The sequence below is a fragment of the Bacteroides hominis genome (assembly GCF_033042785.2).
GTDB lineage: Bacteria > Bacteroidota > Bacteroidia > Bacteroidales > Bacteroidaceae > Bacteroides > Bacteroides hominis.
In genome coordinates this window covers 2,788,150-2,802,276 of record NZ_CP178829.1, presented here as the reverse complement: position 1 = coordinate 2,802,276, position 14,127 = coordinate 2,788,150, and the positions used below count along the sequence as shown (strand labels likewise).

General features: G+C 39.5%; 14 protein-coding genes. 3 read left to right on the top strand and 11 right to left on the bottom strand.

Annotation, left to right across the window (positions count from 1 at the left end; all coding sequences use genetic code 11):
* Positions 1-2 precede the first annotated feature (2 nt).
* From R3O62_RS11740 to upfY, 6 genes are read right to left on the bottom strand one after another with little or no spacing between them, the layout of a single operon-like run.
* A complete protein-coding gene (locus R3O62_RS11740) occupies positions 3-1,319 on the bottom strand; it encodes a UDP-glucose dehydrogenase family protein (RefSeq protein WP_010992562.1) in 1,317 nt (438 codons plus the stop codon).
* A 19-nt stretch (positions 1,320-1,338) separates the two neighbouring features.
* Positions 1,339-1,728, bottom strand: coding sequence for a hypothetical protein (locus tag R3O62_RS11735; protein ID WP_008659260.1), 390 nt, complete (start codon positions 1,726-1,728; stop codon positions 1,339-1,341).
* A gap of 20 nt (positions 1,729-1,748) precedes the next feature.
* The gene (gene rfbC / locus R3O62_RS11730; RefSeq protein WP_250704222.1) at positions 1,749-2,324 is read right to left on the bottom strand and encodes a dTDP-4-dehydrorhamnose 3,5-epimerase; all 576 of its coding nucleotides are present in this window, start codon (positions 2,322-2,324) and stop codon (positions 1,749-1,751) included.
* Entirely contained in the window at positions 2,324-3,214 is an 891-nt protein-coding gene (gene rfbA, locus R3O62_RS11725; RefSeq protein WP_250704221.1) for a glucose-1-phosphate thymidylyltransferase RfbA, read from the bottom strand. The genes rfbC and rfbA overlap by 1 nt, the downstream gene beginning before the upstream one ends.
* A gap of 34 nt (positions 3,215-3,248) precedes the next feature.
* Positions 3,249-3,731 carry a UpxZ family transcription anti-terminator antagonist gene (locus R3O62_RS11720; RefSeq protein WP_317472658.1) on the bottom strand — a complete coding sequence of 161 codons (483 nt, stop codon included), beginning with the start codon at positions 3,729-3,731 and terminating at the stop codon, positions 3,249-3,251.
* Positions 3,732-3,742: 11 nt separating this feature from the next.
* Entirely contained in the window at positions 3,743-4,303 is a 561-nt protein-coding gene (gene upfY / locus R3O62_RS11715; protein WP_317472745.1) for a capsular polysaccharide transcription antiterminator UpfY, read from the bottom strand.
* A 1,085-nt stretch (positions 4,304-5,388) separates the two neighbouring features.
* Between upfY and R3O62_RS11710 the strand changes: the two genes are divergently transcribed.
* The gene (locus R3O62_RS11710) at positions 5,389-5,736 is read left to right on the top strand and encodes an SH3 beta-barrel fold-containing protein (RefSeq protein WP_317472659.1); all 348 of its coding nucleotides are present in this window, start codon (positions 5,389-5,391) and stop codon (positions 5,734-5,736) included.
* A 150-nt stretch (positions 5,737-5,886) separates the two neighbouring features.
* On the top strand, positions 5,887-6,759 hold the full coding sequence (locus tag R3O62_RS11705; protein ID WP_317472661.1) for a DUF4373 domain-containing protein: 873 nt from the start codon (positions 5,887-5,889) through the stop codon (positions 6,757-6,759).
* A 466-nt stretch (positions 6,760-7,225) separates the two neighbouring features.
* On the opposite strand, the gene R3O62_RS11700 is transcribed toward R3O62_RS11705, so the two are convergent.
* Positions 7,226-8,032 (bottom strand): tyrosine-type recombinase/integrase, encoded by an 807-nt coding sequence (locus tag R3O62_RS11700; protein WP_010992548.1) that lies wholly within the window; start codon positions 8,030-8,032, stop codon positions 7,226-7,228.
* 58 nt (positions 8,033-8,090) lie between these two features.
* Here R3O62_RS11700 and R3O62_RS11695 point away from each other — a divergent pair, with 58 nt between their 5' ends.
* The gene (locus tag R3O62_RS11695; RefSeq protein ID WP_413958290.1) at positions 8,091-8,972 is read left to right on the top strand and encodes a restriction endonuclease subunit S; all 882 of its coding nucleotides are present in this window, start codon (positions 8,091-8,093) and stop codon (positions 8,970-8,972) included.
* 1,006 nt (positions 8,973-9,978) lie between these two features.
* Here R3O62_RS11695 and R3O62_RS11690 read toward each other — a convergent pair.
* Genes R3O62_RS11690 through R3O62_RS11675 form a run of 4 tightly spaced genes read right to left on the bottom strand, consistent with a single transcriptional unit; the run spans position 9,979 to position 14,127 of the window.
* Positions 9,979-11,109 (bottom strand): restriction endonuclease subunit S, encoded by a 1,131-nt coding sequence (locus tag R3O62_RS11690; protein ID WP_413958289.1) that lies wholly within the window; start codon positions 11,107-11,109, stop codon positions 9,979-9,981.
* 26 nt (positions 11,110-11,135) lie between these two features.
* Entirely contained in the window at positions 11,136-11,582 is a 447-nt protein-coding gene (locus R3O62_RS11685) for a Fic family protein (RefSeq protein ID WP_010992489.1), read from the bottom strand.
* Complete coding sequence (locus tag R3O62_RS11680; protein WP_010992488.1) at positions 11,575-12,591, bottom strand: hypothetical protein; 1,017 nt, start codon at positions 12,589-12,591, stop codon at positions 11,575-11,577. The genes R3O62_RS11685 and R3O62_RS11680 overlap by 8 nt, the downstream gene beginning before the upstream one ends.
* Before the next feature lie 15 nt (positions 12,592-12,606).
* Entirely contained in the window at positions 12,607-14,127 is a 1,521-nt protein-coding gene (locus tag R3O62_RS11675) for an HsdM family class I SAM-dependent methyltransferase (RefSeq protein ID WP_010992487.1), read from the bottom strand.

Here is a 14,127-nt window from a genome sequence, read left to right as displayed (position 1 = left end):
TTTTATTTTTGTCCGATACGAGAATATGTAAAACCTAACTCTTTCAACTCTTCACCATCATAAATGTTACGACCATCCACTACAACAAAATTCTTCATCGCTTTACGGATGATTGCCCAACTTGGCATGCGGAACTGTTTCCACTCCGTCATCAAGGCAATGGCATCAGCATCTATCACAGCCTCATACATGTCTTTGCAATAAATTACCTGCTTGCCGATACGGCGTTCCGTTTCTTCCATTGCAACCGGATCAAAAACTTTCACGATAGCACCAGCCTGCAACAGTTTTTCAATAACAACCAACGCCGGGGCCTCACGCATATCATCAGTTTCAGGCTTAAACGACAATCCCCACATAGCAACAGTTTTGTCCTGCAGGTTTCCTCCAAAAGCATTCAGCAATTTATCAAAGACAATGCTTTTTTGCTTTTCATTCACTGCCTCAACCGCTTCAATCACCTGCATATGGTAACCATTCTGAATACCGGTATGAACCAATGCTTTTACGTCTTTCGGAAAGCAAGATCCCCCATAGCCGCATCCGGCATAGAGGAAACGACTTCCAATACGGGAATCCGCCCCCATGCCCTTGCGAACATTGTCAACATTAGCGCCAACACGTTCACAAAGGTTAGCTATATCATTCATGAAACTGATACGTGTGGCAAGCATAGCATTGGCAGCATATTTTGTCATTTCAGCAGAAGCAACATCCATCATCAGGATAGGATAACCGTTCAAGGTAAACGGACGGTAAAGTCTCTCCATTATTTTTTTTGCCTTTGCACTTTCAACACCGACTACTACCCGATCGGGCGCCATAAAATCTTTAATGGCAGCTCCTTCTTTCAAAAATTCGGGATTGGATGCCACGTCAAATTCGATGTTCACACCCCGCCTGTCAAGCTCCTCCTGAATAACCCCACGAACTTTCTTTGCCGTACCTACAGGAACAGTACTCTTTGTAACCAAAACAATATGTTTTGTTATATTGCGCCCTACTGTACGGGCCACTTCCAAAACATACTTCAAATCGGCACTGCCATCTTCATCCGGCGGAGTACCTACCGCACTGAAAATAATTTCCACTTCATCCAGGCAAGTAGTTAAATCGGTGGTAAAATGGAGCCGTCCGGCTTTGACATTGCGCTCCACCAATTCATCCAACCCCGGTTCATAGATAGGCATAACACCATCCTGAAGTTTCTGGATTTTTTTTTCATCTACATCCACGCAAGTAACATTGATACCCATTTCGGAAAAGCAAGTTCCTGATACAAGCCCAACATAGCCTGTACCTACTATTGCAATATTCATAAGCTATAATAAATAATGATTATTCGGTTATTTTAAAAAGTTTGCGAAGGCTGTATTGTAATGCTTCATTCACCAAATAAACAGCTTCACATTTCATATTGGTTGCACCTTCATCTGAAACAACAGCCGTATACATAGGATAAGAATTACCTTTACTCTGATTGTTCTGCCAATGAAAAGCACGAATATTTAACGGATTATCCCACAGTTCCTCCGGTACATTCTGCAACTTTAGACGCGAAACAGGATAAATATGATCCAATTCCCATCCAAAGAGGCTATTGCGATTATTAAAATCAGCATAGGCAATCCAAGCTCCACAGGCATCTTTACGAATGCGAGCAGGATTATACTCTTCCACAATCTGAGCAGACTGCCAAGCTATGTCTTTTAACTCATTTAAAAACATATTAATTGTCAATGTCCGCCTTAGAGCATATCTTGTTTATCATAATAATCAAATAACCAGGCGGCATCTTTTAAGGCTGAATGGCAAGAATCCTTCTCTGACAAAATGACTTCCTCCATTGGTATTTTCCAATCAATACCTAAATCAGGATCGTTCCAAGCAATAGCTCCTTCACACTGAGGAGCATAAAAATTATCGCATTTATATTGAAAAACCACTTCTTCACTTAAAACAGAAAAGCCATGAGCAAAGCCACGGGGAATAAAAAGCTGACGATGATTATCCTCTGTCAATTCAACCGAAATATGTTTTCCAAATGTGGGAGAGCCTTTGCGGATATCGACAGCTACATCAAGAACAGCGCCTTTCACAACCCGGACCAACTTACTTTGTGCAAAAGGTGGTTTCTGAAAATGCAGACCACGAATCACTCCATAACTTGACTGAGACTCATTATCCTGAACAAACATCGTTTTACAAACTTTCTCTATAAACACATTTTGATTAAAAGATTCAAAGAAATAACCGCGTTCATCACAAAACAAACGAGGTTCAATAATCACAACACCCTTTATATCAGTTTCTATTATATTCATTATTGGTCTGCAGCTAATTCATCAATTACTTTCAAAAGGTACTGCCCATATTGGTTTTTCAACATAGGCTGAGCCAATTTCTTCATTTTATCAGAATTAATCCACCCTTGACGAAGTGCAATGCCTTCCAGACATGCTATTTTCAACCCTTGACGTTTCTCAATCACTTCGATAAAGGTACTTGCTTCACTCAAAGAGTCGTGCGTACCTGTATCCAGCCAAGCAAAACCACGTCCTAAAATCTGCACTTTCAATTGTTCTTTTTTCAGAAAATACTGATTCACAGTTGTAATTTCCAACTCACCACGGGCAGAAGGTTTTATGTTCTTAGCAACTTCCACAACCTTATTAGGATAAAAATAAAGTCCAACAACGGCATAATTGCTTTTAGGTACTTTCGGCTTTTCTTCAATGGAAAGACAATTACCTCTTTTATCAAACTCCGCAACACCATAACGCTCCGGATCATTAACCCAATAACCAAACACTGTTGCTTTTTGCTTTTCATCAGCAACACGGACTGCCTCTTTTAACATAGCCGAAAAGCCATTGCCATAAAAAATATTATCACCCAAAACCAAACATACTGAATCACCACCGATAAACTTCTCGCCAATAATAAATGCCTGTGCCAAGCCGCCGGGAGAAGGTTGTTCGGCGTACTCAAAACGTACTCCAAAGTCAGAACCGTCACCCAGCAAACGTTGAAAGCCGGGTAAGTCATAAGGAGTGGAAATAATCAATATTTCACGAATCCCCGCCAACATGAGTACAGAGATAGGATAATAGATCATCGGCTTATCAAATATCGGAAGCAACTGCTTACTGACACCTTTGGTGATCGGATATAAGCGAGTGCCCGAACCACCGGCCAAGACAATACCTTTCATCAATATACTTATTAAAATTAAAACTATACCGAAATCATTCCACCTCACTCCAAGGATACGGATTCTCTTGCACATCCTTCAGGCGTTCTACCACCTCACGCTCCTCTTCCGACAACTTTCTGTCCTGCCACGTATCGATGATAGCTTGAGCTTCCCGGGCCAATTCCTCGTCGAAAACCTCTCCGTAACAATAAACCAGCAGTTGTACTTTCAACAGGGAGGCAGGAAGATGTTCCAATACATCCCAGCAACGATCCAGAATATGCTGAATGCGTTCCTCCTTGTCACCGTTATTATAGAGAGTCGCATTATATCCCATCAGAAGCGACAGGCACAACCGGGCCTCTTCTTCATGACTATTGCCATGCTTGTCGTACAAAGCATTAGCCTGAGAAAAAACATCACGATTCAGACGGGTGAATTGATCACTGTAGATCGGCCGGCCGTCCATGCCTAAGTAGCAAAGTTCATGGGCAGAAGCATAAAGGGCGGAGATTTCGGATTCTAAATAGTTCATATCTTTTTATGTTATTTTTCGATGACAGGTTCGACCAATGAAGGATGGACAAAAGTGGTGGCGACAGCCATGACTCCTTCAATGGTAACTACGACACGACGGTCATTGCGGACACGGACAAACTCACCCTCCACCCCCTCGAAAAGCCCCCCGGTGATACGCACACGGGTACCCTTGCGGATGTTCAACTCAGAAGGTTCGAAATAAAGCAGGGATTCATCATAATTCGAAGAGACCGCCATGAAATTACGCATTTGAGAATCAGGAACGATGATGGGACGATGGTATTCACGGTCCATAATGTAACGGATAGGAAGCGTGGTGCCCTTGCTCTCTTTGATGGCATCGATACAACTACGCGAGGAACGGACAAAAACCAGATTATGAACTGCGGGAACAAGCTTACGAACCCGACGCTCGTTTTTAATGGTATATTCGTAGTGCATGGGGATGAAATTCTCGATCCCCTCCGAATTGAGGTACTCCTGCAAGGCCAGTTCACGCCCGTAAGTGATACGCAAGGCATACCAGTGCAAAGCGGAAGAAGACAGGAGGGATTGAGAACGCTCCATCGAAGATTCGATAGATGCGGATGTTGTCATGTCGTTCACGTCAGGATGTTCTTTGGGGACACCGGAGTAGCGAAGCATACCTCCCGGTCAAGTTATGTAATGCGGATTTTAATGAAAAATTCAGTGCATCCATGTTATTTAATGACCCTCCACTATCACAGAAGGAGAGGCAGAAAATAGTTATTTATTATAATAGCCTTTAAACGAGGGTATTGAAAACAAAAAGTGTTTCAATAGACGTTCGTTTAAAAACACATGATTTTTGTATATAAATCAGAAGAGAACAGAAAACAAAATCAGACAGATAATAAACTGTTTTTTGTTAATTCATAAATACCTGTGGTTTAAGATATTGGGATAACAATCAAAAGAGAAAAATCATTTTTTTTATTAAACATTTTGTAGTTCTAAAAATACCCCCTATCTTTGCGTTCAATTAAACGAACGTCTATTGAAACACTCACTTTTTCAATTAATATCATACTATATACCAAATAGTTATCTAATCAGAAGCGTTCATTTTCTCTTTAATTCCATCTTTACTTGCCTACCGATAGATTCCTTTCTACCTTTGCAACAAATTAACAACATTTAATTATTAACAAAATAAAAGAAATTATGGACAAAGAAAAAGGATTATTTCAGATTGTGGACAAAAGTGTAAAAAAACGCTATTAGCAAAGCACAACAATCTAATACAGAAATAGTTAAAGAAACAAGAGGCAGAAAGAAAGGAATACCGATACGTGGAATAATTTCGCATAAAGGAGAACTTATCAAAGCGTTGATAGAATCCTACATAGAAGATGCGAACATACAAAATATAAATACATGTCAGGCTTCACTCGCACGCTACATCAATGAAAAAAGACTAATCGGAAATATTAAAAACGGAGTATTTAAACCATTATCCATCAGTTCAATATTAGTCTATATCAGCAGCATTTGGGAAGAAGTGGAAAAGAATAGACAGCACAAACCCGCCATCCACAAAAATACGCACAATGAATTATGATAATCCGTCTTACATGAAACGCCCCCTATCTTCGTGGCGATAACATTTTATCAACTTAAAAAATATACGTATGAAACGGAAAAAAAGACCGGCATCACAAAGTGAAGCCATGAAACTGAGATGGAAGAGACGGATTGTCTTTGAGAAAGGATATACCGAACAATGTGCCGAATGGATGGCGGAGCGCCTGGAAGCGTTGACCGACCACCTGCAATACGGGCATGCAGTTATTGCTTATCAGAAGCAGAACGGAGATTTCAAGCTGGTGAAAGCGACACTGATCTACTATGAAGCGGAATTCCACAAGAAGTATGATCCCACAAAAATAGAAGGTGCAGTAGTCTACTGGAATGTGGACGAACAGCGATGGACGACATTCCAGGTGGAGAACTTCATGGAGTGGAGACCGATCGTATAGGGCGCCACCACAGATTACACGGATTTTCACAGATGAATGATTTCTATTTTGAGGAATCAAGTGAAAACGTCTTTGGGAATCCGGGTAATTTGTGGTGAATGTATTAATGTATTATTGAAAGTACAAACAACTAATCTAAAAAAAACAAATATGGCAACAATATATGACGGGATCAACTATTTCCCGGTGGGCGTAAACTTCATGGAAGAGAACGCAATGGAAGTGATAGAAGCTAAATACGGAATAAAGGGCCCGGCAATCGTACTGAAACTGCTGTGTAAAATATACAAGGAGGGATACTTCATCCGTTGGGATGAAGAGCAGTGCCTGATCTTTGCCAACAAGGCAGGAAGGGAGGTACAGGTCGCTGAGGTGCAGGGGATCATTGAGATCCTCTTCATCAAAGGAATACTGGACGAAAACAGTTATCAGGAAAACGGAATACTGACTTCGGAAAGTATACAAAAGGTATGGCTGGAAGCTACGAAGCGAAGGAAGAGAGAACTGTCGGAGCTCCCCTACCTGATGGTGAGACCGGAAAAGGAAAACGGCAAACCGGACAATGCATCCGCACAACAGGAAATAGAACAACCCAAGCCGCTTAAAGAAGGGAAAGCATCTGCCGGCACAGGAAATGTAGTACATGATGTAGCCGTTAACGCAAAAAATGCATGCAATTCCGGACAAAGTAAAGTAAAGAAAAGTAGAGCAAAGGAAAATAAAGAATTACCCCCCTCAGCTCCCCCCGAGGGGAAGGAGGAAGAAAGGAAGGAGGATTCTGCTTCTCTCCCGATACCGGGATACGCTTTCAATACGATGACGCACAATTATCCGGGACTGACGGATACGCTCCAAAGATTGGGAATTAACGAGGTAAGTGAAGTAAACGCCATTCTCAGGCTGTCGGACTATGGCAGAAAGGGAACGACGGTGTGGCGGCTGATTGCCAACACTTGCTGGAGTGACATAGGGGCAAAAGGAAGGTATCTGATAGCGGCACTAAATAAGGCAAAAAGAAGATAGCAGGGAGTATGAGTCCCCGATTTGTAGTTGACAAAAAAGCAAGTATACAGGCTTTTACCCAAGAAGGGATTCGATGAAACAAAGAAGTAAAGAGTGTGCTTAACAAACTAAAACACAGTGCTTTTAAAGCATAAGATTTCTCTCGTCCAAAGCTTTGTTTTAACACTATGTTAAAGCTTGTTCTTTAAATGCAAATAGCAAGTGTTTTAAATACAAAAGGCTTGTTATTTGCACACAAGAATAAAATAACGGAGAAATGGCGTTAACAATGTTAATTGTTACGATATTATTCTCAGAGCAACACGCTACATAAATCCAGTCTTTTCATTTGCATGTATCATAACCCTCAACTTAAAAACCCAACATTGCAGCGGGAGGAATATTCAATACCCCGACAAAGCAAACGGGCTATTTTTAGAGTCAGTAGATTAGTTGATACCAAATCGCCTAATCTACTGATTTCAATTTACCAAGTGATAACCTTGTCAATGATAGCCTGTTGTTCGGAACTGCTCCTTCGCAGATAGATACGGGTGGTTTCTATACTTTCATGTCCCATCAGGTCAGCAAGCAGAGAAATATCGTTGAACTTCTCCAAAAAGTTTTTGGCAAACCGATGCCTGAACGAGTGGGGATAAATGACTTTTTCATTCATACCGTACTTGTTAGCATAGTTTTTAAGTTGTTGCGATATACCACGAGTAGTGATTCTTTCGCCATATCTATTCAGAAAGAGATAACCGGAGGTTCGTTTGTGCTCTTCCAACCAAACAATGGTTTCTTCTTTAAGTAACTTAGGGATATAAATTCGTCTAATTTTACCTCCTTTCGCATAAATATCGTAGTAGCCTAAATAAATGTGCTCTACTTTTAGCTGGATAAGTTCACTTACTCTCGCTCCAGTAGCAGCTAAGAAGCGGACAACGAAATACCACGTCAGGTTATCTTCCTTTTTCAACTTTTTCTTTAGAAAGATATAATCCGCATTGGTGATTACATTTTCCAAGTAAGAACGCTGTTGCACCTTAACGGATTTAAGGCGAAGTTTCTGCTTACCCATATATTCAAGGTACTTGTTGATTGCCTGAATCCTGAGATTAACAGTCTTGGGCTTGTAAGTCTCAATTAGATACGTTTTATAAATCAAGAGGTTGCGTTTGTTCAATTCTTTATGCCTCTTGTTGTACTCCTTTACGGCATACAGATATGCTGCAACCGTATTTTTCGCCATATTCGCTTGGACGAGTAGCGTTTCAAATGTTTCTTCTGTCATATAGTAATTATATTTAGAGGGAACGACATTGTTCCATTAATAACTTACTATAAATTCATTGAATTCCTATTATGAGAAGATTATTGCTACAGGTGAGGTTAAGTGCATTGATGAGGAGATTCCGTTTGAGATTCCGAATGGATGGGAATGGGAACGGGTGGGTAATATTTTTTTTGTTACGAAGCTGGCTGGATTTGAGTACACAAAGTTTTTTACTAAAGAAGCCATATCTGCATTTAACCCCATTCCAATAGTGCGTGCTCAAAATGTTCGTATGGGATTTTTTGAGGAAAATAAGAATGAAGCTATTTCTGAAATGTTATCAAATCAGTTAAAAAGAAGTGCTTTGAACAAAAAATGTTTGTTAATGACATTTATTGGTGCAGGTGTAGGTGATACTTGCATTTTTCCTGCTGAAAGAAAAAATCACTTAGCTCCAAATGTTGCAAAAATAGAACCACTTGATGATAGCATTTTTTTAGATTATGCAGTTTTTGCGCTAATGAGTCCTTGCGGTCAAAGAGGAGTAAATGCAATCAAGAAATCCACAGCTCAACCAAGCCTATCAATGGAGACTATTAGAAAATTGTTGATACCTATTCCACCTTTCAAGGAACAAAAATGTATCTCGTTAAAGTTGTCTGAAGTATTACCATTGGTAGAAAAGTATTCAAAAGTACAAAAAGTACAAAATCAAATAAATGACGAAATCAATATATTGTTGTCTAAATCTATTCTTCAAGAAGCTATCAGAGGTAAATTAGTACCGCAAATTGCAGAGGAAGGAACTGCTGACAAACTGCTTGCCGAGATTCACAAAGAGAAAGAACGTCTCGTAAAAGAGGGCAAACTAAAGAAGGCAATCTTGACCGATTCCGTTATCTATAAAGGTGACGATAACAAATATTATGAGAGGGTAGGCGGCAAATCTGATATTTGATATATCACGATGAGATTCCTTTTGAAATTCCAGAATCGTGGAGTATGGTGTAGACTTTGCAAGTGTTATTCAACTCATATTGTCTGGTAGGGATTTGAGTCCTGACAGGCCTCTAATTCAGAAGAAAATGGAATCTTCCATACATAACAGGTGCTAGTAACTTCTCTAATGGCAATTTGATTAATCAATAGATGGACTGAATCACCTATGACAGTATGTCATTTTAATGATTCTGACTAGATAAGTGCTTGGTGAGCAAAGGTGACTGTTGGTGAAATGGCTTTTAATAGAATCGGTAGCTATATGGCACATATGCTCGCCAAATAATGGTATTCAACTGGCATTGTTGGTGACTATGGCTTATATTAGATGGTTCTCTTTATTGCCAATGTATCATGCATATAAGTATAAAGGCAAGCTAAGAGTATGATTCTTGGCATCTCAAGGGATACATTCAAAGCCTTGCATAAAACATTATTACCTCTTCCACCCAAACTTGAGCAGAAGAGGATTAATTCATAAAATAGTGCGTTTATTTCAGATGAACTGAAATAGAGCACTAATTTTTGAAGTAATCCGAATTTGTTCAATTATAGGAGGTAGAGGCACCAACATATTATGCAGGGTTTTGGATGAAAGCCCTTGATATGCCAATGCATCTTACCTGCTATATAACCATTATACTTATATGCCTGAAATATGTAGTAATAGAAGAGAGCTATCTAGCTGATTGTATAAGCGTAGTTTATGAATAATGGTTTTGAATACACATTGGCGTATCATAAGGCCATATGAGCAGCTCGACCGATGTCTATCACCTGTCACATCACCAACAGGTCACCATTGCTCACCGAGCACTTTTCTATTTCAGAATCTTTGAAATGACATCTGTCTTAGGTGATTCAGTCCATCTATTGATTAATAAATTGCCCCCAATAGAAGATTACTAGAAGTTGTTATATATGGAAGCATGCTACCTTCTTCTGAATTATAGGCATGTTAGGAGTCAAATCTTTACCTGTAATATGATTGAATAACAAATGCCAAGCCTGCACCATACCCAAGAATCTGGAATCTCAAAGAGGATTTCATCGTCAATACAAATATCTTTGCCGCCTATCCTCTCATAATATTTGTTATCATCACCTTTGAAGATAATGGAATCAGTGAGCGCAGATTTCTTTAGCTTACTTTCTTTTACAAGGCATTCTTTCTCCTTGTGAATTTCGGCAAGCAACTCTTCGGCAGTTCCTTCTTCTGCTATTTGGGGCACAAGTTTGCCCTGAATAGCATCCTGAAGAATACTCTTTTTAAGAATCGAATATATGTTATTATTAAGTTCTCTCAAACACGTTTCTTGTTTTTGATACTGTTTAACCTTTGTGTCGAGTATCGTCATTCTATCAACAATTCTATTCTGTTCACAAAGTGGAGGCAGTGGAATTAGCAAGTTGTTCATTGCCATTAAAGATACATTTTTTATGGTGGTTCCAGTTGCTGCTTTAAGTGTATACTCCATAAAGAATGGCGATTGAAGTAATATATAGACGTATTCCTTTAGATCCTCTACTATTAAATTGAAATAACAAGCACTCTTTCCAAGCATAATGGGTTCATCATTATAAAAACCGATATTACCTAAAGTTCCATTTATAGAGACGAGTACTGTATGCTTATTCAGATTTTTCTTGTATTTGAGATATTCTTCCCTACTTACTTTTTTTGTATCTGGTTTTATAACTATTTTCTTATCTTGAAGATTATTACCATTAACAAAGTAGTATTCGCCATTTGGGTCATATTCAGGTGTTCCATGAATACCGTCTCCTAATAACGAAGTAATCTGACGTAATCTACACCATTCCCATCCATTCGGAATCTCAAACGGAATCTCCTCATCAATGCACTTAACCTCACCTGTAGCAATAATCTTCTCATAATAGGAATTATCGTCACCACGGTAAATGATTGATTCGTTCTTATCTTTCTTGATTTTTTTCTCCTTAACCAGCTTAGCTTTCTCTTCTCTAATATGTTCCAAAAGCACCGATGCCGGTTCGTCATTAGGGTCCTGCTGTACAAGTTTTCCCTGTATCGCCCATTGGAGTATGCTGTTCTTTAATTGCTTTCCGTTCATTGTTCGTAATCCTCTTCTTGTATTCCTTATTCACCCTTGCTCATGGCATTGGCTATATCTATTTTTAATTCCTCGTCATAGTCTTTACTCATCATAAAGCTATTAACGATGCGTAGCAGCAAATCTTGGTCAATATTGGATGCTGCCACATGATAAATGATAGACTCCAATGTACGCATACAAATGCAAGCTTGCCAGTAGTAGTTATTCTTATGTAAGAAATATGCACCCAAAGTCAGTGCAATACGCTTATTCCCATCGTTGAAGAAGTGCCCCGAACAGAATCTATACATCAGATAGGTTAGCTTGTCGGCAAAGGTTGGATAGTATAAATCATTCTGCACAAAATCAAGCGCAGCACGTATACCACCTTCATCACGCACTCCTTCAAAGCCACCATCGCTGGCATCAATCATTTTGCCATAAATGTTTAAGGCTTCATCGTAGTCTATGTAAATAATCTCCTTACTCATCTTCCGCCTGCTTTAAGCGTTTAAGCACATCCTTGTTGTCAGCTAAGATATGATCAAAATCAATAGACTGATCACCAATGAACCGTTCAAACTCTTCGGGTGTGACAGCTTGCAGGTATTCCGCTATATTGCCGTGATATGCTTCTCGAAAACTGAAATCTCTTGATGTCATTTTTGTTCTGGCATCATTCAGATAAGGCTTTTGCATGGGATGCTCGGCAAGCTCTTCTACAATATGCTCAACTTCATATATGGTAAGCATTCTACCGCCATTCTCCTTAAAGCGTTCACTGATGGCTGCACCCACGCCATTCTCGAATGAAGAGATAACCAATAGTACCTCTGCATATAAAGTGTGCCGGACATTGTCTTTTAAATCGAGCTTCAATATCTCCCTGTATTCCTTTGCATTTTCTTTAAAAACAGCTTTGTAGATAAAATCTGTAATCTGAGAATACTTGTATGTGGGGTGTCCATCCACATATTGATTGATGGCGGAAGTGAGGTTTTTACGATAATTCTCTTCTGTTATTGCAGCAGGAAGATAGTTTATATCCCTACGGTTAATGTATTTTGTTCCACCACCCGTTTTTTCATTGATAGTGACAATTACAAAATCCAAAATAAGGCTGCGGACTTTCTTGGCTTGCTCACTTTCTGTAAGCAGCATACCCATATTTAAGAATGAGCGGAAATTAAATAATCCGAGCTGAGTCGTTTTGCTCCCGACATTTATGACGGGAGCAAATTGTAATTTCAACTCTTTCAAATGTTTACCCTTACATAAAACATAACCATTAGCCGATAATTCATCTGAATATTTTTCTAAATAACGTTCTATTGTCCGCTCTTCTACTTCATAAAAATCTGCAACCATTTTTTTTGTAAAGCGGTATTCCCCCTCAAAGAGTATTCCTTCAATATCAAGATGCTTCTGCACTTTACTAACCGCAAAACGGTTGTTAAGCACATTCTGTCTTTCAATATTTGAAATTGTTAAATCTTTCATATCACTCTACAATTATCAGTTACAAGATTTTATATCTATGCCGAGAATCTTTTGAATCTCAGAAAGTGTTTTGTCTATTTCATAGTCAAGTGCGGCACGTTTCTCAAAATATTGTTTGAGCAATTCTGCCGGAGGCAATATCTCTTCTTCTTCCTTCGGAAATTTGCATTGGTCAAAATTGCAATTCAAATCAAGCAACTGTTGAGCAGTAAACACACGGCTCTTTTCTCCTGTTTCACTACTGACAATCTCTTTCCTGTCATTCCACCATTCCTGAATGGGCAGAGTGTGCTCAACCTTCATCGGCTTGTTTTTTGAGAAGTGCTTGTACCCCTCCGGCATATCAAGACGATAGAACCATGTTTCTTTGGTCTTGAATCCTTCTTCACAACCCTCTGCTTCTTCATTGTTAAAGAAGAGGATATTGGTAGCAATAGATGTATATGGAGAGAATATAGAACCCGGCAAACGAATGATGGTATGCAAATTGAACTTGCGTAGAAGATTCTCTTTAAGCGCAAGTTTTGCTCCGTCCGTACCAAACAAAAAACCGTCAGGAATAATCACACCACATCTGCCACCTGCTTTAAGACGGTACATGATAAGTGCGATAAACAAATCAGCAGTTTCACTTGAACGGTAGCGCAATGGAAAGTTGTTCTTTACGCTATCTTCCGTACTGCCTCCGTATGGAGGATTCATACCGATAACATCAACCTTATCGGTTTCCTTGAAATCCGTTACGTTTGTTCCAAGCGAATCACAGTTAGCTATGTTTGGTGCCTCAATATCGTGAAGCAGCAAGTTTGTGATGCTCAAAAGATAGGGTAACGGCTTCCATTCTTGACCAACAACTGCATTTTGCAGTTTTTCTCCATCTTCGGCTGAACGTACACTCTTTCCCATATAATTGAGGGCAGAGGTAAGGAAGCCCCCTGTACCACTGGTAAAGTCACCAAAGGTCTCACCCAACTTCGGGTCAAGCATCATTACAATAAAATCAGTCAAAGCACGTGGAGTATAGAACTCACCTGCGTTCCCTGCCGATTGCAGGTCTTTCAATATCCCTTCGTAAATATCTCCGAATGTGTGACGGTCGTCAGCATCATCAAATTCAATCTCATTTACAATATTGACTACTTGACGCAAAAGCGTTCCATTCTTCATATACTGGTTCAAATCGGCAAATGTTTCCTGGACAATACTCTTAGCTCGTGGTGTATTGGCATCTACGGGAAGATTTTTCAATGCAGGAAATAGCTTTTCATTGACGAAGGAAAGTAGAGCTTCACCTGTTAATGCTTCGCCGTCTTTCTCATCTACCGCCCAATTACGCCAACGCAAATCTTTGGGAATAATAGATTGATATGTTTTACTCTCTCTGGATGCTTTGTATTCCCATGTTTCTTCTTGAGTGTCGTAAACTTTCAAGAAGATCATCCAAGTCATTTGCTCAATTCTCTGTGCGTCACCATTGATACCTGCATCCTGACGCATGATATTCCGGATTCGCTTTATAATGTTATTTACTGCCAT

Excerpts from the sequence above, each read along its gene's own strand:
- R3O62_RS11740 (WP_010992562.1), bottom strand. The coding sequence starts at position 1,319 with ATGAATATTGCAATAGTAGGTACAGGCTATGTTGGGCTTGTATCAGGA.
- R3O62_RS11735 (WP_008659260.1), bottom strand. The coding sequence starts at position 1,728 with ATGTTTTTAAATGAGTTAAAAGACATAGCTTGGCAGTCTGCTCAGATT.
- rfbC (WP_250704222.1), bottom strand. The coding sequence starts at position 2,324 with ATGAATATAATAGAAACTGATATAAAGGGTGTTGTGATTATTGAACCT.
- rfbA (WP_250704221.1), bottom strand. The coding sequence starts at position 3,214 with ATGAAAGGTATTGTCTTGGCCGGTGGTTCGGGCACTCGCTTATATCCG.
- R3O62_RS11720 (WP_317472658.1), bottom strand. The coding sequence starts at position 3,731 with ATGAACTATTTAGAATCCGAAATCTCCGCCCTTTATGCTTCTGCCCAT.
- upfY (WP_317472745.1), bottom strand. The coding sequence starts at position 4,303 with ATGGAGCGTTCTCAATCCCTCCTGTCTTCTTCCGCTTTGCACTGGTAT.
- R3O62_RS11710 (WP_317472659.1), top strand. The coding sequence starts at position 5,389 with ATGAAACGGAAAAAAAGACCGGCATCACAAAGTGAAGCCATGAAACTG.
- R3O62_RS11705 (WP_317472661.1), top strand. The coding sequence starts at position 5,887 with ATGGCAACAATATATGACGGGATCAACTATTTCCCGGTGGGCGTAAAC.
- R3O62_RS11700 (WP_010992548.1), bottom strand. The coding sequence starts at position 8,032 with ATGACAGAAGAAACATTTGAAACGCTACTCGTCCAAGCGAATATGGCG.
- R3O62_RS11690 (WP_413958289.1), bottom strand. The coding sequence starts at position 11,109 with ATGAACGGAAAGCAATTAAAGAACAGCATACTCCAATGGGCGATACAG.
- R3O62_RS11685 (WP_010992489.1), bottom strand. The coding sequence starts at position 11,582 with ATGAGTAAGGAGATTATTTACATAGACTACGATGAAGCCTTAAACATT.
- R3O62_RS11680 (WP_010992488.1), bottom strand. The coding sequence starts at position 12,591 with ATGAAAGATTTAACAATTTCAAATATTGAAAGACAGAATGTGCTTAAC.
- R3O62_RS11675 (WP_010992487.1), bottom strand. The coding sequence starts at position 14,127 with ATGGCAGTAAATAACATTATAAAGCGAATCCGGAATATCATGCGTCAG.